The sequence below is a fragment of the Bradyrhizobium sp. CIR48 genome (genome assembly GCF_014198315.1).
Taxonomy (GTDB): Bacteria; Pseudomonadota; Alphaproteobacteria; order Rhizobiales; family Xanthobacteraceae; genus Bradyrhizobium.
Window position 1 is genome coordinate 214083 of sequence record NZ_JACIHG010000007.1, and the last position, 19023, is coordinate 233105.

Annotated in this window: 18 protein-coding genes; all 18 read left to right on the top strand. The window is 63.1% G+C overall.

The annotated features are described in order from the left end of the window. The first annotated feature begins 24 nt into the window (after positions 1-24). Complete coding sequence (gene rpoC / locus GGD66_RS22475) at positions 25-4221, top strand: DNA-directed RNA polymerase subunit beta' (protein WP_018322257.1); 4197 nt, start codon at positions 25-27, stop codon at positions 4219-4221. 191 nt (positions 4222-4412) lie between these two features. After that, complete coding sequence (locus tag GGD66_RS22480; RefSeq protein WP_183259038.1) at positions 4413-6473, top strand: FAD-dependent oxidoreductase; 2061 nt, start codon at positions 4413-4415, stop codon at positions 6471-6473. Positions 6474-6607: 134 nt separating this feature from the next. Then, on the top strand, positions 6608-8635 hold the full coding sequence (locus GGD66_RS22485) for an ABC transporter ATP-binding protein (RefSeq protein WP_183259039.1): 2028 nt from the start codon (positions 6608-6610) through the stop codon (positions 8633-8635). A gap of 878 nt (positions 8636-9513) precedes the next feature. Then, entirely contained in the window at positions 9514-9885 is a 372-nt protein-coding gene (gene rpsL / locus GGD66_RS22490; protein WP_007603006.1) for a 30S ribosomal protein S12, read from the top strand. Between the two features lie 15 nt (positions 9886-9900). Further along, positions 9901-10371, top strand: a complete 471-nt coding sequence (gene rpsG / locus GGD66_RS22495) for a 30S ribosomal protein S7 (protein ID WP_018322260.1) — start codon at positions 9901-9903, stop codon at positions 10369-10371. A gap of 30 nt (positions 10372-10401) precedes the next feature. Further along, positions 10402-12474 carry an elongation factor G gene (fusA, locus tag GGD66_RS22500; protein ID WP_018322261.1) on the top strand — a complete coding sequence of 691 codons (2073 nt, stop codon included), beginning with the start codon at positions 10402-10404 and terminating at the stop codon, positions 12472-12474. Positions 12475-12514: 40 nt separating this feature from the next. Continuing rightward, complete coding sequence (gene tuf / locus GGD66_RS22505) at positions 12515-13705, top strand: elongation factor Tu (RefSeq protein WP_008136415.1); 1191 nt, start codon at positions 12515-12517, stop codon at positions 13703-13705. A gap of 83 nt (positions 13706-13788) precedes the next feature. Beyond that, positions 13789-14097, top strand: coding sequence for a 30S ribosomal protein S10 (gene rpsJ, locus GGD66_RS22510; RefSeq protein ID WP_002712302.1), 309 nt, complete (start codon positions 13789-13791; stop codon positions 14095-14097). Positions 14098-14150: 53 nt separating this feature from the next. Beyond that, entirely contained in the window at positions 14151-14867 is a 717-nt protein-coding gene (gene rplC, locus GGD66_RS22515) for a 50S ribosomal protein L3 (protein WP_018322262.1), read from the top strand. 1 nt (position 14868) lies between these two features. Continuing rightward, positions 14869-15489, top strand: a complete 621-nt coding sequence (gene rplD, locus GGD66_RS22520) for a 50S ribosomal protein L4 (protein WP_020508797.1) — start codon at positions 14869-14871, stop codon at positions 15487-15489. Then, on the top strand, positions 15486-15788 hold the full coding sequence (locus GGD66_RS22525; protein WP_018322264.1) for a 50S ribosomal protein L23: 303 nt from the start codon (positions 15486-15488) through the stop codon (positions 15786-15788). Before rplD ends, GGD66_RS22525 begins: the two co-directional genes overlap by 4 nt. Positions 15789-15800: 12 nt before the next feature. Next, complete coding sequence (gene rplB, locus GGD66_RS22530) at positions 15801-16634, top strand: 50S ribosomal protein L2 (protein WP_183259040.1); 834 nt, start codon at positions 15801-15803, stop codon at positions 16632-16634. Between the two features lie 12 nt (positions 16635-16646). Then, on the top strand, positions 16647-16925 hold the full coding sequence (gene rpsS / locus GGD66_RS22535; RefSeq protein WP_008136357.1) for a 30S ribosomal protein S19: 279 nt from the start codon (positions 16647-16649) through the stop codon (positions 16923-16925). Positions 16926-16935: 10 nt separating this feature from the next. Then, complete coding sequence (gene rplV / locus GGD66_RS22540) at positions 16936-17322, top strand: 50S ribosomal protein L22 (protein ID WP_008136353.1); 387 nt, start codon at positions 16936-16938, stop codon at positions 17320-17322. A gap of 17 nt (positions 17323-17339) precedes the next feature. Further along, entirely contained in the window at positions 17340-18065 is a 726-nt protein-coding gene (gene rpsC, locus GGD66_RS22545; protein ID WP_014494500.1) for a 30S ribosomal protein S3, read from the top strand. Positions 18066-18095: 30 nt separating this feature from the next. After that, positions 18096-18509, top strand: a complete 414-nt coding sequence (gene rplP / locus GGD66_RS22550) for a 50S ribosomal protein L16 (protein WP_008136349.1) — start codon at positions 18096-18098, stop codon at positions 18507-18509. A gap of 5 nt (positions 18510-18514) precedes the next feature. Further along, a complete protein-coding gene (gene rpmC, locus GGD66_RS22555) occupies positions 18515-18721 on the top strand; it encodes a 50S ribosomal protein L29 (protein WP_026202715.1) in 207 nt (68 codons plus the stop codon). A gap of 13 nt (positions 18722-18734) precedes the next feature. Beyond that, the gene (gene rpsQ, locus GGD66_RS22560) at positions 18735-18983 is read left to right on the top strand and encodes a 30S ribosomal protein S17 (protein ID WP_007603028.1); all 249 of its coding nucleotides are present in this window, start codon (positions 18735-18737) and stop codon (positions 18981-18983) included. Positions 18984-19023 lie beyond the last annotated feature (40 nt).

The following is a 19023-nucleotide window of genomic DNA, read 5'->3' on the forward strand; positions in this document are numbered from 1 at the left end:
CGACCGGCACGCGAGGAGAAGACGATGAACCAAGAAATTATGAATCTCTTCAACCCGACGACGCCGGCTCAGGTCTTCGACCAGATCCGGATCTCGATCGCGTCTCCAGAGAAGATTCTGTCCTGGTCCTACGGCGAGATCAAGAAGCCGGAGACCATCAACTACCGCACCTTCAAGCCCGAGCGCGACGGCCTGTTCTGCGCCCGCATCTTCGGGCCGATCAAGGATTACGAGTGCTTGTGCGGCAAGTACAAGCGCATGAAGTACAAGGGCATCATCTGCGAGAAGTGCTCGGTCGAGGTCACGCTGTCGCGCGTCCGGCGCGAACGCATGGGCCATATCGAGCTCGCAGCGCCCGTCGCCCACATCTGGTTCCTGAAGTCGCTGCCCTCGCGCATCGGCCTCCTGCTGGACATGACGCTGAAGGATCTCGAGCGGATCCTCTACTTCGAATACTACGTCGTGCTCGAGCCGGGCCTCACCGCGCTGAAGGACCGCCAGCTGCTGTCGGAAGACGAGTATCTGAAGGCGCAGGACGAGTACGGCCAGGACAGCTTCACCGCCATGATCGGCGCTGAAGCGATCCGCGAGCTGCTCAAGGGCATGGACCTCGAGAAGCTCGAGGCGACCTTGCGCCTCGAGATGCAGGAGACCGACTCCGACATCAAGCACAAGAAGCTCGCCAAGCGCCTGAAGATCGTGGAAGCGTTCCGCCACTCCGGCAACAAGCCGGAATGGATGATCATGACCGTGGTCCCGGTGATCCCGCCGGACTTGCGTCCGCTGGTGCCGCTCGACGGCGGCCGCTTCGCGACCTCGGACCTCAACGACCTCTACCGCCGCGTCATCAACCGCAACAACCGCTTGAAGCGGCTGATGGAGCTGCGCGCGCCCGACATCATCATCCGCAACGAGAAGCGCATGCTTCAGGAAGCGGTTGATGCGCTGTTCGACAACGGCCGCCGCGGCCGCGTCATCACGGGCGCCAACAAGCGCCCGCTGAAGTCGCTCGCCGACATGCTCAAGGGCAAGCAGGGCCGCTTCCGCCAGAACCTGCTCGGCAAGCGCGTCGACTATTCGGGCCGTTCGGTGATCGTGGTCGGTCCCGAGCTGCGCCTGCATCAGTGCGGCCTGCCGAAGAAGATGGCGCTCGAGCTGTTCAAGCCGTTCATCTATTCGCGGCTCGACGCCAAGGGCCTGTCCACCACGGTGAAGCAGGCCAAGAAGCTGGTCGAGAAGGAGCGGCCCGAGGTCTGGGACATCCTGGATGAGGTCATTCGCGAGCATCCGGTGCTGCTCAACCGCGCACCGACGCTGCATCGTCTCGGCATCCAGGCGTTCGAGCCCGTGCTGATCGAGGGCAAGGCGATCCAGCTTCACCCGCTGGTCTGCTCCGCGTTCAACGCCGACTTCGACGGCGACCAGATGGCCGTGCACGTCCCGCTGTCGCTCGAAGCGCAGCTGGAAGCGCGCGTCCTGATGATGTCGACCAACAACATCCTGCATCCGGCGAACGGACAGCCGATCATCGTGCCGTCGCAGGACATCGTGCTCGGTCTGTACTACGTCTCGATCATGCGCGAAGGCCTGCCCGGCGAGGGCAAGGTGTTCGGCGAGATGGCCGAGCTCGAGCACGCGTTGCATGCGAAGGTCATCCACCTCCACACCAAGATCAAGTACCGGTGGGAAGGCGTCGACGAGACCGGCAAGATCTCGAAGCGCTGGATCGAGACCACCGCCGGCCGCGTCATGCTCGGCAATTTGCTGCCGAAGAACCCGCGCGTCCCCTACGAGATCATCAACAAGCTGATGACCAAGCGCGAGATCTCGGGCGTCATCGACCAGGTCTACCGCCACTGCGGCCAGAAGGAGACGGTGATCTTCTGCGACCGCATCATGGCGCTCGGCTTCTACAACGCGTTCAAGGCCGGCATCTCGTTCGGCAAGGACGACATGGTCGTGCCGAACTCCAAGTGGAAGATCGTCGACACCACCCGTACGCTGGCGAAGGATTTCGAGCAGCAGTACAACGACGGTCTGATCACCCACGGCGAGAAGTACAACAAGGTCGTCGACGCCTGGTCGAAGGCCACGGAAGAAATCGCCAAGGCGATGATGAAGGAGATCTCCGCCACCAAGAAGACGGCGGCCGGAGCCGATGCCGACATCAACTCGATCTACATGATGGCTCACTCCGGTGCCCGCGGTTCGCCGGCCCAGATGCGCCAGCTCGCCGGCATGCGCGGCCTGATGGCCAAGCCGTCGGGCGAGATCATCGAGACGCCGATCATCTCGAACTTCAAGGAAGGCCTCTCGGTGCTCGAGTACTTCAACTCGACCCACGGCGCCCGCAAGGGTCTCGCGGACACCGCGTTGAAGACCGCGAACTCGGGCTACCTGACCCGTCGTCTCGTCGACGTCGCGCAGGACTGCATCATCACGCAGAGCGACTGCGGCACCAAGCTCGGCATCAAGATGCGCGCCATCGTCGATGCCGGCACCGTGGTTGCTTCGCTCGGTTCGCGCATCCTCGGACGCACGGCCTGCGAAGACATCCGTGACAGCTCGGGCAAGGTGATCATCAAGCGCGATACGCTGATGGAAGAAAGCCATCTGGACGCCATCCAGCAGGGTGGTGTGCAGGAGGTGAAGATCCGCTCGGCACTGACCTGCGAACTCGTCAACGGCATCTGCGGCAAGTGCTACGGCCGCGACCTCGCCCGCGGCACGCCGGTCAACCACGGCGAAGCGGTCGGCGTCATCGCGGCGCAGTCGATCGGCGAGCCGGGCACCCAGCTCACGATGCGTACGTTCCACATCGGTGGTGCGGCGCAGCTCAACGAGCAGTCGTTCGTCGAAGCCAATTTTGACGGCAAGATCGTGATCAGGAACAAGGCCATCGCCCGCAACAGCGAAGGTCACCTGGTCGCGATGGTGCGCAACATGGTGGTGGCGATCGTCGATGCCGACGGCACCGAGCGTGCGACGCACCGTGTCCAGTACGGCTCGCGCCTGCATGTCGACGAAGGTGACATGGTCAAGCGCGGCCAGCGCGTCGTCGAGTGGGATCCCTACACCCGTCCGCTCCTCACCGAGGTCGAAGGTACCATCGGCTTCGAGGATCTGGTCGAGGGGCAGTCGATCTCGGAAACGCTCGACGAAGCCACCGGTATCGCCAAGCGCGTGGTCATCGACTGGCGCTCGACCCGCGGCGGTGCGGACCTGCGTCCGGCCATCGTGGTTAAGGGCAAGGATGGCAAGGTGCTCAAGCTCGCCCGTGGCGGCGATGCCCGCTACATGCTGTCGGTCGACGCCATTCTCTCGGTCGACGTCGGCGCCAAGGTCAATCCGGGCGACATCCTCGCCCGTGTCTCGACCGAAAGCGCCAAGACGCGTGACATCACCGGCGGTCTGCCGCGGGTCGCGGAACTGTTCGAGGCACGGCGTCCGAAGGATGCGGCGATCATCGCCGAAATCGCGGGCACCATCCGGTTCGGGCGCGACTACAAGAACAAGCGCCGCATCTCGATCGAGCCGATGGACAAGACCGACGAGCCGCGCGAGTACCTGATCCCGAAGGGCAAGCACATCCACCTTCAGGACGGCGACGTCGTCGAAAAGGGCGACTTCATCGTGGAAGGCAACCCGGCGCCGCACGACATCCTGGCGGTCAAGGGCATCGAGGAACTCGCGGCCTATCTGGTCAACGAGATCCAGGAGGTCTACCGGCTCCAGGGCGTGCTCATCAACGACAAGCACATCGAGGTGATTGTCCGTCAGATGCTCCAGAAGGTGGAAGTCACCGACCAGGGCGATACGGACATGATCTCGGGCGAGCAGGTCGACAAGATCGAGTTCGACGCGCTGAACGAGAAGGCCAAGGAAGAGGGCAAAAAGCCCGCCACGGGGACGCCGGTTCTGCTCGGCATCACCAAGGCGAGCCTCCAGACCCGTTCGTTCTTCTCGGCGGCCTCGTTCCAGGAGACCACCCGCGTCCTCACGGAAGCGGCGGTCAACGGCAAGGTCGATCCGCTCGAAGGCCTCAAGGAGAACGTCATCGTCGGCCGGCTGATTCCGGCAGGCACCGGCGCCTCCATGGCCAAGATTCGCGAAGTCGCTATGAAGCGCGACAAGCTGATCCTGGACGAGCGCGAGAAGCAGGCGGCGGTCGTGTCGCCCGCGCCGGAAGCGGAGCTTCCTGCGCTGCCGCCCGCGGAATGATCGTTCATCCGTAGGACTACCGAGGACAATGAAAAGGCCGGCGAAAGCCGGCCTTTTTGTTGCTTTGCTTGTCTGTTGCGATGCGGGATCAACCTTTGTTCATCTTTCCTTCAGCCGCAAAAGCGCTTCTGCTAGGAGAGTTTAGACCGGTGGTCCCGTGAAGGGGGCGGGCCGGAGACCACGGAACTCACATGCTTGATCTCGCAATCGTAGGCGGCGGCCCCGGCGGGCTGATGAGCGCTTGGTATCTGAAGCGCAAGCTTGGCGATCTCTGTCGCGTCACCATCTACGAGGCCTCCGATCGGCTCGGCGGCAAGATCGTCACCCGCAAGTTCGATTCCGCACCTGCGATGTACGAGGCCGGCGTTGCCGAGATCTACGATTACTCGATGACCGGGCCGGATCCGCTACGCGAGCTGATCCAGCATTTCGGGCTGCAGACGATCCCGATGGATGCCGAGCAGGTGCAGTTCGGCGGCGAGCTTCTCGACGACGTGCCGGGCATGCGCCGCAAGTATGGCGCCAAGACCGCCGCGGCGATCGAAGCGTTCCGCAAGCGCTGTGCTGAGTCGATGTCGCCGATCGAATATTACGAGGGCGTCGGCGCGCACGACAACGAGAACCCCTGGGCCTACAAGACCGCCGAGCAGGTGCTCGACGAGGAGGTCGAGGACGAAACCGCAAAGCGCTTCTTCAAGGTGATGGCGCGCTCCGACATCGCGACCGAAAGCCACAACACCAACGGCCTCAACGCGCTCAAGAACTATCTGATGGATGTCGACGGCTATATCGGCCTCTATTCCATCCAGAACGGCAACGAGCAGCTGATCGAGTGCCTGCAGTCGGAGGTGAACGCCGACATCCAGCTCAATCACCGCGTGCTCACAGTCGGCAAGGCGCCGACCGGGCGCTACCAGCTCAAGATGATGAACGGCAAGGGACCGGAGACGCGCGACTTCGATCTCGTGCTGGTCTGCCTGCCGCATTCCTGGCTCGCCACCATGGGGTGGGAAGGCGAACAGCTCCGCAAGTCGATGGTCAAGCACGTCTCTTACTTCGACCGTCCCGCGCATTACCTGCGCGTCTCGATCCTGTTCGACACGCCGTTCTGGGGCGAGAAGATTCCAGGCGCCTGGTTCATGTCGGAAGCGTTCGGCGGCTGCTGCGTCTACAACGAGGGGGCGCGCCACGACGTCGGCAAGCACGGCGTGCTGAACTGGCTGATCCCCGGCTCCGACGCGCTGGCCTTCGCCAATCTGTCCGACCAGGAGCTGATCGATGCCGCGCTGAAATCGCTGCCGGCCTCGCTCGGCGATGCGCGCCTGCATTTCATGGAAGGCAAGATCCACCGCTGGTTGTCGTCGGTGAACGCGATTCCCGGCGGCCTGCCGGTGCGCGACGTCATGACCAATCACCGGCCCGAGCCGAAGGAGCACCCCGGCATCGTGGTGGTCGGCGATTATCTGTTCGACTCGACCCTGAACGGCCTGCTCGACTCCTCGGATGCGGCGACCGACATCATCCTGACCGAGATGATGCGCCTGCGCCGCGAGCGCGCGCAGGACGACAAGCCGCTCTCCGACAAGATCGATCGCGACTATTTCGAGAATTATCGCGGCCTCGGCCCGTATCACGAGGCGTGGCGCCACTTCACCGATCCCGATTACCTCACACGGCTGCTCGGCATCGTCTGGGGCAAGACCAAGGGCGCCAAGCTGCTCGTCGCGGGCTCGGCCAGCGGCGAATTGGTCGGCGCGCTACGCGAGCGCGGCATCGATGCCTTCGGCATCGAGAGCAACCGCGCCATCCACGCCAGGACGCCGAAGGCGCTGAAGAAGTACAACAAGCTCGGCTCGATCACCGACATGCCGTTCAAGGACAGCGCGTTCGACTTCGTGTTCGAGACCAGCCTCTGCCACGTTTCCCCGAAGCAGGTGGTCCGCGCGATCAAGGAACTGAACCGCGTGGTCAAGACCGGCCTCGTGTTCGGCTCGATTACCTCGGACATGGCGCCGGCGCTGATCGACCGCTACGACCTCCTGCGCGGGGTCAAGAAACTCGGCACGTGGTGGGAATGGTCCGAACTGTTCTTCGGCAATGGTTTCGACCTCTCGATGCACCGCAAGGACTGCACCGATGCGCTCTGGGCGGCGACGCTCGCCGCCAACAAGGGGCCGGGGCAGTGGTACGCCGACGCCGACAGTCTGCGCTATTCCTTCTTCGACAAGGTCGAGGACGAAGACGAGGACTAGCCGCGGGGCGCGCGTCGAATTCGCCAATTGTTTTGCCGAATTCATCCTGATCGCATAGAATCGGTTCAATAGCGGTTTGCCGCTATGTCCTGCTTTCTCTGCGGTCATGCCGGCCGTCAGCATCGGTTGGTTTCATGGCATCCAAGCCTCTTTCGCCCGACAAACAGAAGCTCGCCGCCGAAGAGGTGGCCGAGCTCGACGACAAGCTCGCCTCGACTGCCAAGCCGGACCTCGAAGACGACGAGGACGCCGAAGACGAGGCGGACGACGAGCTGGAGCTCGACGACGACGATGAGGACGAGGACCTCGTCGTCTTCACCGCGCGCGAGGCCGCCGGCGCGCTCGCGACCATCGTCGGGTTCGTCAAGCCGTTCCTGGCGAACTACAAGCGGATGCTGTCCTTCGTGGCGTTCGGCGTCTGCGTCGAGACGCTGTTCAACGTCATCATGCCGCTCAGCCTGAAGTTCCTGATCGACGACGCGCTCGGCGAGGAGGATTTCCAGGCGCTGTACAAGATCCTCGGCGTGCTCGCCGTCGCCGGCATCTTCACCTCGATCGTCGCGGTCTGGTACGAGCGCTGGGACGCGCGATTGGCGGCCTGCATCATCTCTGACGTCCGCAAGCGCTTGTTCGAGCACGTTCAGGACCTGCCGGCGGCCTATTTCGGCCGCACCAAGCGCGGCGAGATCCTGTCGCGCTTTTCCGTCGACCTCTCGGCCTTCGAAGGCTCGGTCAAGACGTTTGCCAACAGTGCCGCGCTGCCCTTTCTGGAATTGGTTGCGGGCATCATCCTAATGGTGTTCCTGAACTGGCAGCTCGCGGCGGTCGCGCTGCTCGTGTTCCCGATCACACTGATCGGTCCGCGGATCCTGACGCCGAAGGCGGTGCAGGCCAATTACGAGCAGAAGCTCAACGAAAGCGCGCTGCTCGGCATGGTGCAGGAGAACGTGGCGGCGCAGGCCGTGATCAAGGCGTTCAGCCTGCAGCGCAAGATGTTCGGTTTCTTCACCTTCCGCAACGACGAGACGCGCAACAAGATCGCCTCGGCTGCGTTCCTGTCGACCATGGTGGAGCGGACGGTCACCATCTCGGTGCTGATGCTGCACCTCGTGGTTCTCGCGATCGGCGCCTATCTCGCCACCAAGGGCCAGATCACGATCGGCACCTTCGTCACCTTCGAGAGCGCGTTCTGGGAGGTCTCCTACAACATCGCTCATGTCATGCATTTCATCCCGGTATCGATCTCCTCGGCCGCCGCGATCCGGCACATGCAGGAGCTGCTGGACGAGCCGACTCGCGCTGCCGACCGCCCCGGCGCACCCGACCTGCCGCGCATCACCAACGACATCACCTTCGATCACGTCACCTTCCAGTACGAGGGCAGCCAGACGCCGGTGCTGGACAATCTCAGCCTCAAGCTCAATGCGGGCAAGCGCATCGCGATCGTCGGCCCGAGCGGCTCCGGCAAGAGCACGTTGCTCAATTTGATCCTGCGCCTTTACGTGCCCGACGAGGGCCGCGTCACCATCGACGGTGTCGACGTCCGCAAGGTGACGCTGGATTCGCTGCGCCGGAGCATGGCGGTGGTGTTCCAGGAGAACATGCTGTTCAACATGTCGATCCGCGAGAACATCCGGCTCGGCAAGGAGGGCGCGACCGACGAGGAGGTGGAGGAGGCGGCCAAGAAGGCCGAGATCCACCGCTATATCATGAGCCTGCCGCAGCGATACGACACGCCGGTCGGTGAACGCGGCGACACCCTGTCGGGCGGCCAGCGCCAGCGCATCGCGATCGCGCGCGCGGTCATCCGCAACCCCTCGGTGCTGCTGCTGGACGAAGCCACCTCGGCGCTGGACCAGACCACGGAAGCCGCGATCAACCGCACGCTGCTCAAGGTCGCCAAGGGACGCACCATGATCTGGTCGACCCACCGCCTGACCTCGGTGGTGGAGATGGACGAGATCATCGTGATCTCGGGGGGCAGGGCGATCGAGCGCGGCTCGCATGCCCAGCTGCTCGCCAAGAACGGGACCTATCGCAAGCTCTGGAACGACCAGATCCACCAGCCGCACGGCGCGGCGGCTCACGCCGACGACGGCAGCGACGATGAGGACGAAGACGACCTCGAGGATGTTGAGGACGAGGACGACGAGGAGGAATGACCGAGCTCGCACCGATTCTATGCGGCCATCGGTGTGCGCTTGATTCCCGACGTGACGATGCGCTCTTCGGTCAGAAAAAGCCCGGTCGGATAGCTCACATGCGGATAGGTCAGGACCGTCGGAAGCCTCGCGGCCGATATCCCGGGCGTTGGTCGCGCCGGGCAACCTCCGCCGATTTTGGTGACGTCCCCGCCGCCGATTGCTGCTGAAGCGGGTAGATTTGCGGCTCCCGCGTAAAAAAGCCACTGCTTCGCGACACAAAAGTACTTTTTGCCCGGATATAAATAGCCGCGAGGCTGGCGAAATAAAGGCTGCGGTCCCATATCGGAGTGGTGCGGCGAGGGCGGCAAACAGCGATTTTGACAGGCTCCTGAAGCGGTTCGTGGCTGTCGTTTCGCCTTGACTTGATCGATTCTCACTTATAGAAAGCGCCTCACTTAACGACAGGCGGTGAGCATCGCCAGCGTCGGAACGGGCCACCCGTTAGATCCCCGCGGACTAGAGCCACAAGGGATCGCTCAAGGCGGGCACCAACCTCGACGAATGCCGCTCAAACGCTGTCGCTCATAGCTAGGCAATGCCAGTGCGATTCTAGTTCTCTTGAGCTTATTCTCTTGAGATCGAATTCGGATGCATGACCTCAGTGCGCGGGCCGCGGCTTTATGCTGACCGGCCTCAATACTGCGGTCCTCTGTGGCGTCGAAGCGCTTTCCGCCCGTTGATGGGGCGGTTGGCGCGATTTCGCTTTGTGCGGATTGTTCCGCGGAAGGCGACCTCGTCGGGCAGGTAGCTCGAAAGAATTTGCAGTCCCGGCGACGGGCTGCGGCAAGACAGCGGATCCGAAAAGGGTCTGCGACAGAACAAAGGGTAAGGCCAGGATGCCGACGATCAACCAGCTGATCGCTCAACCGCGTGAAGTGCAGAAGTCGCGCAAGAAGGTGCCGGCGCTGCAGCAGTCGCCGCAGAAGCGTGGTGTTTGCACCCGCGTCTACACCACGACCCCGAAGAAGCCGAACTCGGCGCTTCGTAAGGTCGCCAAGGTGCGCCTGACCAACGGCTTCGAGGTGATCGGCTACATCCCCGGTGAGGGCCATAACCTCCAGGAGCACTCGGTGGTCATGATCCGCGGCGGTCGCGTCAAGGACTTGCCCGGCGTGCGCTACCACATCCTCCGCGGCGTTCTGGATACCCAGGGCGTCAAGAACCGTAAGCAGCGTCGTTCGAAGTACGGCGCGAAGCGTCCGAAGTAAGCGGGAACCAGGTCCATGTCTCGTCGCCACTCAGCGGAAAAGCGCGAAGTCCTTCCCGATCCGAAGTTCGGGAACATCATCGTCACGAAGTTCATGAATTCGGTGATGTACGCCGGCAAGAAGTCGGTCGCCGAAGGCATCGTCTACGGTGCGTTCGGTATCATCGAAACCAAGACCAAGCAGAACCCGCTCGGCGTGTTCGAGCAGGCGCTCGAGAACGTCATGCCGACGATCGAAGTGCGCTCCCGCCGCGTCGGCGGCGCGACCTACCAGGTTCCGGTCGAAGTTCGTTCGACCCGCCGTCAGGCGCTGGGCATCCGCTGGCTGATCTCCGCTGCGCGTGATCGCAACGAGAAGACCATGACCGAGCGGCTCTCGGCCGAGCTTCTGGACGCCTCGAACAACCGCGGGAATGCCGTCAAGAAGCGCGAAGACGTGCACCGGATGGCGGAAGCCAACCGCGCCTTCTCGCACTATCGCTGGTAACGGCGACACACGGAATCTAAGGAACACCCTATGCCCCGCGTTCATGCCATAGAGAATTACCGCAACTTCGGTATCATGGCGCATATCGATGCCGGCAAGACCACGACCACCGAGCGCATCCTCTATTACACCGGCAAGAGCCACAAGATCGGCGAAGTGCACGAAGGTGCCGCGACGATGGACTGGATGGAGCAGGAGCAGGAGCGTGGCATCACGATCACCTCGGCTGCGACCACTGCATTCTGGGCCGGCAAGCGCCTGAACATCATCGACACCCCCGGCCACGTCGACTTCACCATCGAAGTCGAGCGTTCGCTGCGCGTGCTCGACGGCGCCGTCTGCGTGCTCGACTCGAACCAGGGCGTTGAGCCCCAGACCGAGACCGTCTGGCGCCAGGGCGACAAGTACAAGGTTCCGCGCATCGTCTTCGCCAACAAGATGGACAAGACCGGCGCCGACTTCTTCAAGTGCCTGGCCGACATCGTCGACCGCCTCGGCGCCAAGCCGATCGCGATCCAGCTTCCGATCGGCGCCGAGAACAACTTCAAGGGTCTCGTCGACCTCGTGAAGATGCAGGGCATCATCTGGAACGATGAATCGCTCGGCGCGAAGTTCGATTATGTCGACATCCCGGAAGATCTGGTCGAGCAGGCCAAGGAATACCGCGAGAAGATGGTGGAAGCCGCCGTCGAGCTCGACGACGACGCTATGGCCGCCTATCTCGACGGCAAGGAGCCGGACGAAGAGACGCTGAAGCGGCTGATCCGCAAGGCGGTTCTGACCGGTGCGTTCTATCCCGTGCTGTGCGGCTCGGCCTTCAAGAACAAGGGCGTGCAGCCGCTGCTCGACGCCGTCGTCGACTATCTGCCGTCGCCGATCGACGTGCCCGCGATCAAGGGCACCGACGATCGCGGCAACGAAGTCGTGCGCAAGGCGGACGACAAGGAGCCGCTCGCGCTGCTCGCGTTCAAGATTATGGACGACCCGTTCGTCGGCACCATCACCTTCTGCCGCATCTACTCCGGCGTTCTGCAGAGCGGCACCGGCGTCGTGAACTCGACCCGCGAGAAGAAGGAGCGTATCGGGCGCATGCTCTTGATGCATGCGAACAACCGCGAAGACATCAAGGAAGCCTATGCCGGCGACATCGTCGCGCTGGCCGGCCTGAAGGAAGCGCGCACCGGTGACACGCTGTGCGATCCCGACAAGCAGGTGATCCTCGAGAAGATGGAATTCCCCGAGCCGGTCATCGAGATCGCGATCGAGCCGAAGTCCAAGGCCGACCAGGAAAAGCTGGGCGTGGCGCTGGCCAAGCTCGCTGCGGAGGATCCGTCCTTCCGCGTGTCGACCGACCAGGAGTCCGGCCAGACCATCCTCAAGGGCATGGGCGAACTCCATCTCGACATCAAGGTCGACATCCTCAAGCGTACCTACAAGGTCGACGCCAACATCGGCGCGCCCCAGGTTGCGTTCCGTGAGCGCGTCACCAAGAAGGCCGAGGTCAAGTACACCCACAAGAAGCAGACCGGCGGTACCGGTCAGTTCGCGGAAGTGTCGATCGTGGTCGAGCCGAACGAGCCCGGCAAGGGCTACGAGTTCGAGTCCAAGATCGTCGGTGGTGCGGTTCCGAAGGAATACATCCCCGGCGTCGAAAAGGGCCTCAACAGCGTGATGAGCTCTGGTGTCGTCGCGGGCTTCCCCGTGGTCGACGTCAAGGTTCAGCTCGTCGACGGCAAGTATCACGACGTCGACTCGTCGGCACTCGCCTTCGAAATCGCATCGCGCGCGGCGTTCCGCGAAGCCTTGCAGAAGGGCAAGTCCGTCCTGCTCGAGCCGATCATGAAGGTCGAAGTGGTGACCCCGGAAGACTACACCGGCTCGGTCATCGGCGACCTGAATTCGCGGCGCGGTCAGATCCAGGGTCAGGACATGCGCGGCAACGCCAACGTCATCAATGCGATGGTGCCGCTCATGAACATGTTCGGTTACGTGAATAACCTGCGCTCGATGAGCCAGGGTCGCGCAACCTTCACCATGCAGTTCGACCACTACGCAGAAGCGCCGGCCAACGTGTCGGCAGAAGTCCAGAAGAAGTTTGCCTGATTGTCGTCGGTCACGAACTGACGATTGAACGGAGAGTCAAATGGCCAAAGCAAAGTTTGAACGTAACAAGCCGCACTGCAACATCGGCACCATCGGTCACGTCGACCATGGCAAGACGTCGCTGACCGCGGCGATCACCAAGGTTCTCGCCGAAGCCGGCGGTGCGACGTTCACCGCGTACGACCAGATCGACAAGGCGCCGGAAGAGAAGGCGCGCGGCATCACCATCTCGACCGCGCACGTCGAGTACGAGACGCCGAACCGCCACTACGCCCACGTCGACTGCCCCGGCCACGCCGACTACGTCAAGAACATGATCACCGGCGCCGCCCAGATGGACGGTGCGATCCTGGTCGTGTCCGCCGCTGACGGCCCGATGCCGCAGACCCGCGAGCACATCCTGCTCGCCCGCCAGGTCGGCGTGCCCGCGCTCGTCGTGTTCCTCAACAAGTGCGACATGGTCGACGATCCGGAACTGCTCGAGCTCGTCGAGCTCGAAGTCCGCGAGCTGCTCTCGAAGTACGACTTCCCGGGCGACAAGATCCCGATCATCAAGGGTTCGGCGCTCGCCGCTCTCGAAGATTCCGACAAGAAGCTCGGCCACGACGCCATCCTCGAGCTGATGAAGAACGTCGACGAGTACATCCCGCAGCCGGAGCGTCCGATCGACCAGCCGTTCCTGATGCCGGTTGAAGACGTGTTCTCGATCTCGGGCCGCGGCACCGTCGTGACCGGCCGTGTCGAGCGCGGCATCGTCAAGGTCGGCGAGGAAATCGAGATCGTCGGTCTCCGTGCCACCCAGAAGACGACCGTCACCGGCGTCGAAATGTTCCGCAAGCTGCTCGATCAGGGCCAGGCCGGCGACAACATCGGTGCGCTGCTCCGCGGCACCAAGCGCGAAGACGTCGAGCGCGGCCAGGTGCTGTGCAAGCCGGGTTCGGTCAAGCCGCACACCAAGTTCAAGGCTGAGGCTTACATCCTCACCAAGGAAGAGGGCGGTCGCCACACCCCGTTCTTCACCAACTACCGTCCGCAGTTCTACTTCCGCACCACCGACGTGACCGGTGTCGTGCACCTGCCGGAAGGCACCGAGATGGTGATGCCGGGCGACAACATCGCGATGGAAGTGCACCTGATCGTGCCGATCGCGATGGAAGAGAAGCTCCGCTTCGCGATCCGCGAAGGTGGCCGCACCGTCGGCGCCGGCGTCGTCGCCTCGATCATCGAGTAACAAGCGAATAGGGAATGGTGCGTGGCGAATAGGGATTTCTATTCGCTACTCGCTACTCGCCACTCACTAAAGAAAGCACGGCAATGAACGGCCAAAACATTCGTATCCGTCTCAAGGCGTTCGACCATCGTATCCTCGATACGTCGACCCGCGAGATCGTGAACACGGCGAAGCGCACCGGCGCGCAGGTCCGCGGACCCATTCCGCTGCCCACCCGCATCGAGAAGTTCACCGTCAACCGTTCGCCCCACGTCGACAAGAAGAGCCGCGAGCAGTTCGAGATGCGCACTCACAAGCGCCTGCTCGACATCGTCGATCCGACCCCGCAGACCGTCGATGCTTTGATGAAGCTCGACCTGGCCGCCGGTGTCGACGTCGAGATCAAGCTCTAAGATTTTTGGATCCCGTTCGCTTAAGGCGGACAGAAAGAACAGGAAGCAAGCCGATGCGCTCCGGAGTGATCGCACAAAAGGTCGGGATGACGCGGGTCTTTACTGAGGCCGGCGAACATATCCCCGTGACCGTGCTGAAGCTCGGCAATTGCCAGGTCGTGGGCCACCGTACCGAAGAGAAGAACGGTTACGTGGCGCTCCAGCTTGGTTCTGGTGCCCGCAAGACCGTTTACATGCCCAAGGCGGAGCGCGGCCAGTTCGCGGTCGCCAAGGTCGAGCCGAAGCGCCGGGTCGAGGAATTCCGCGTCACCGCGGATGCCATGATCCCGGTCGGCGCCGAGATCCTTGCCGACCACTTCGTCGTCGGCCAGTTCGTCGACGTCACCGGCACCTCGGTCGGTAAGGGCTTCGCCGGCGGCATGAAGCGCTGGAACTTCGGCGGTCTGCGCGCCACCCACGGCGTCTCGGTCTCGCACCGCTCGATCGGTTCGACCGGTGGCCGTCAGGACCCCGGCAAGACCTGGAAGAACAAGAAGATGCCCGGCCACATGGGTGTCGACCGCATCACCACGCTCAACCTTCGCGTCGTTCAGCTCGATGTCGAGCGCGGCCTGATCCTCGTCGAAGGTGCCGTTCCCGGCTCCAAGGGCGGCTGGATCCGCGTGCGCGACGCCGTCAAGAAGCCGCTGCCGAAGGAAGCTCCGAAGCCCGGCAAGTTCAAGGTTGCCGGTGGCGAAGCCGAGGCTGCGGCCCAGCAGGAGGGTGCGTGAGATGGAATTGAAGGTCACCACCCTCGAAGGTAAGGAAGCCGGCTCGGTCCAGCTGTCCGACACCATTTTCGGCCTTGAGCCGCGCCAGGACATCATTGCGCGCTGCGTGCAGTGGCAGCTCAACAAGCGTCAGGCCGGCACCCACAAGGCCAAGGGCCGCGCCGAGATCTGGCGCACCGGCAAGAAGATGTACAAGCAGAAGGGCACCGGCGGTGCTCGTCACGGCTCGGCCCGCGTGCCGCAGTTCCGTGGCGGTGGCCGTGCCTTCGGTCCGGTGGTGCGTTCGCACGCCACCGACCTGCCGAAGAAGGTCCGCGCGCTGGCGCTGAAGCATGCGCTCTCGGCCAAGGCCAAGGACGGCGATCTCGTCGTGATCGAGAAGGCCGCGCTGGAAGCCGCCAAGACCAAGGCGCTGCTCGGTCACTTCTCGGGTCTGGGGCTCACCAACGCGCTGATCATCGACGGCGCCGAGCTCAACAACGGCTTCGCCGCTGCGGCTCGCAACATCCCGAACATGGACGTGCTGCCGATCCAGGGCATCAACGTCTACGACATCCTGCGCCGTCAGAAGCTCGTTCTGACCAAGGCCGCCATCGATGCGCTGGAGGCGCGCTTCAAATGACGAAGAACATCGAGGCTCGCCACTACGACGTGATCCTGTCGCCGGTCGTGACTGAAAAGGCAACGATCGCCTCGGAGCACAACAAGGTGCTGTTCAAGGTGGCCGCCAAGGCGACCAAGCCGCAGATCAAGGAAGCGATCGAGAAGCTGTTCGACGTCAAGGTCAAGAGCGTCAACACGCTGGTCCGCAAGGGCAAGACCAAGATCTTCCGCGGCAATCTCGGCTCGCAGTCGAACACCAAGCGCGCGATCGTGACCCTCGAAGAGGGCCACCGGATCGACGTCACCACCGGTCTGTAAGGTCGTACGACGATGGCACTGAAGACATTCAATCCTACGACGCCGGGCCAGCGCCAGCTGGTCATGGTCGATCGTTCGGCCCTCTACAAGGGCAAGCCGGTCAAGGCGCTCACCGAGGGCAAGCACTCCTCGGGCGGCCGCAACAACACCGGTCGCATCACCGTGCGTTTCCGTGGCGGTGGCCATAAGAAGACGCTGCGCACCGTGGATTTCAAGCGCGAGAAGATCGACGTCCCCGCGACGGTCGAGCGTCTCGAGTACGATCCGAACCGCACCGGCTTCATCGCGCTGATCAAGTATCAGGACGGCGAGCAGGCCTACATCCTGGCGCCGCAGCGCCTGTCCGTCGGTGACACCATCATCGCGGGCAACTACGTCGACGTGAAGCCGGGCAATGTCATGCCGCTCGGCAACATGCCGGTCGGCACGATCATCCACAACATCGAGGTCAAGATCGGGAAGGGCGGCCAGCTCGCCCGTTCGGCCGGCACCTACGCCCAGCTCGTCGGCCGCGATCAGGACTACGTGATCATCCGCCTGAACTCGGGCGAGCAGCGCCTGGTGCACGGCCGTTGCCGCGGCACGATCGGCGCGGTGTCGAACCCGGATCACATGAACACCTCGATCGGCAAGGCCGGTCGCAACCGTTGGCTGGGCCGCAAGCCGCACAACCGCGGTGTTTCGATGAACCCGATCGACCATCCGCACGGCGGTGGTGAAGGTCGTACCTCGGGCGGCCGCCACCCGGTCACCCCGTGGGGCAAGCCGACCAAGGGCAAGAAGACCCGCACCAACAAGTCGACCAACAAATTCATTCTCCTAAGCCGCCACAAGCGGAAGAAGTAAGGAACGCCGGACATGGTTCGTTCAGTCTGGAAAGGCCCGTTCGTCGAGGGTTCTCTGCTCAAGAAGGCAGATGCCGCCCGCGCGTCCGGCCGTCACGACGTCATCAAGATCTGGAGCCGTCGCTCGACGATCCTGCCGCAGTTCGTCGGCCTGACCTTCGGCGTCTACAACGGTCAGAAGCACGTGCCGGTGGCCGTCAACGAGGAAATGGTCGGTCACAAGTTCGGCGAGTTCTCGCCGACCCGGACCTTCCATGGCCACTCCGGCGACAAGAAAGCCAAGAAGGCTTGAGGATTAAACGATGAGCAAACCTAAGCGCGAACGGAGCCTCGCCGAAAACGAGGCCAAGGCGGTCGCCCGGATGCTGCGGGTGAGCCCGCAGAAGCTCAACCTGGTCGCCCAGCTCATTCGCGGCCGGAAGGCAGCTGCTGCGCTCGCCGATCTGCAGTTTTCGCGCAAGCGGATCGCGGTCGACGTGAAGAAGTGCCTGGAATCGGCTATCGCCAATGCCGAGAACAATCACGATCTCGACGTGGACGATCTCGTCGTGGCGCAGGCCTTCGTCGGCAATGGCCTCGTGATGAAGCGCTTCGCCGCCCGTGGCCGTGGCCGCTCGGGCCGTGTCTACAAACCATTTTCGCAGCTGACGATCATCGTTCGTCAGGTCGAAGCCGAAGCAGCCGCTTAAGGGCGCAGGAGAACACGATGGGTCAAAAGATCAATCCGATCGGTCTGCGTCTCGGCATCAACCGCACCTGGGATTCCCGCTGGTTCGCCGGCAAGCAGGAATACGGCAAGCTGCTGCACGAAGACGTCAAGATCCGTGAGATCCTGCACAAGGAGCTCAAGCAGGCGGCCGTCGCCCGCATCGTGATCGAGCGTCCGCACAAGAAGTGCCGCGTCACCATCCACTCGGCTCGTCCGGGCGTGGTGATCGGCAAGAAGGGCGCGGACATCGACAAGCTGCGCAAGAAGGTCGCGGACATCACTTCGTCCGACGTCGTCATCAACATCGTCGAAATCCGCAAGCCGGAGCTCGATGCGACGCTGGTGGCCGAGTCGATCGCGCAGCAGCTCGAGCGCCGCGTGGCGTTCCGCCGTGCCATGAAGCGCGCCGTTCAGTCGGCGATGCGTCTTGGCGCGGAAGGCATCCGCATCAACTGCTCGGGACGTCTGGGCGGTGCGGAAATCGCGCGCATGGAGTGGTACCGCGAAGGTCGCGTGCCGCTGCACACGCTGCGCGCCGACATCGACTACGGCGTTGCGACCGCGTTCACGACCTTCGGCACCTGCGGCGTCAAGGTCTGGATCTTCAAGGGCGAGATCCTCGAGCACGATCCGATGGCCCAGGACAAGAGAATGGCCGAAGGCGAGACGGGTGGCAGTGGTGATCGTGGTGGCCGTCAGCGCCGCGATACGGCTGCAGCCTAAAGCCGCACAGGAATTTGAGGGCTTAAAGCCATGATGCAACCTAAGAAAACGAAGTTCCGGAAGGCGCATAAGGGCCGCATCCACGGCGTTGCGTCTTCGGGCGCGACGTTGGCGTTCGGCCAGTTCGGCCTGAAGGCGACCGAGCCTGAGCGCGTCACCGCGCGCCAGATCGAAGCCGCTCGCCGCGCGCTGACCCGCCACATGAAGCGCGCCGGCCGCGTCTGGATCCGCGTGTTCCCCGACGTTCCGGTGTCGAAGAAGCCGGCCGAAGTCCGCATGGGCTCCGGCAAGGGTTCGCCGGAATTGTGGGTCGCGCGCGTGAAGCCGGGCCGGGTGCTGTTCGAGATCGACGGCGTCAACACCCAGACGGCGCGTGAGGCGCTGACCCTGGCGGCCGCCAAGCTGCCGATCAAGACGCGCTTCGTCGAGCGCATTGCGGAGTAATGGCCATGGCCCAGATGAAGATCGAAGACATCCGCGCGATGAGCCCCGACCAGCAGGACGATGCTGTCCTGAACCTGAAGAAGGAGCGCTTCAACCTGCGCTTCCAGCGCGCCACCGGGCAGCTCGAGAACACCTCGCGCCTGCGCGAGGCCCGTCGTGACATCGCCCGGATCAAGACCGTCGCCGCGCAGACGCGCGCGAAGAAGAAGTAAGAGGCTTACGAAGATGCCGAAACGTACTTTGCAGGGCGTGGTCGTCAGCGACAAGCAAGCCAAGACCATCGTGGTGCGCGTCGATCGCCGCTTCACGCACCCGATCTACAAGAAGACGATCCGCCGTTCGAAGAACTACCACGCGCACGACGAGAGCAACGAGTTCAAGCCGGGCGACATGGTGTGGATCGAGGAATCGAAGCCGATTTCGAAGTTGAAGCGCTGGGTCGTGATCCGGGGCGAACACAAGAAAAGCGCCTGATCTGTTGGCTTTAGCCGACTGACTTCAGGGAAATGTTGAG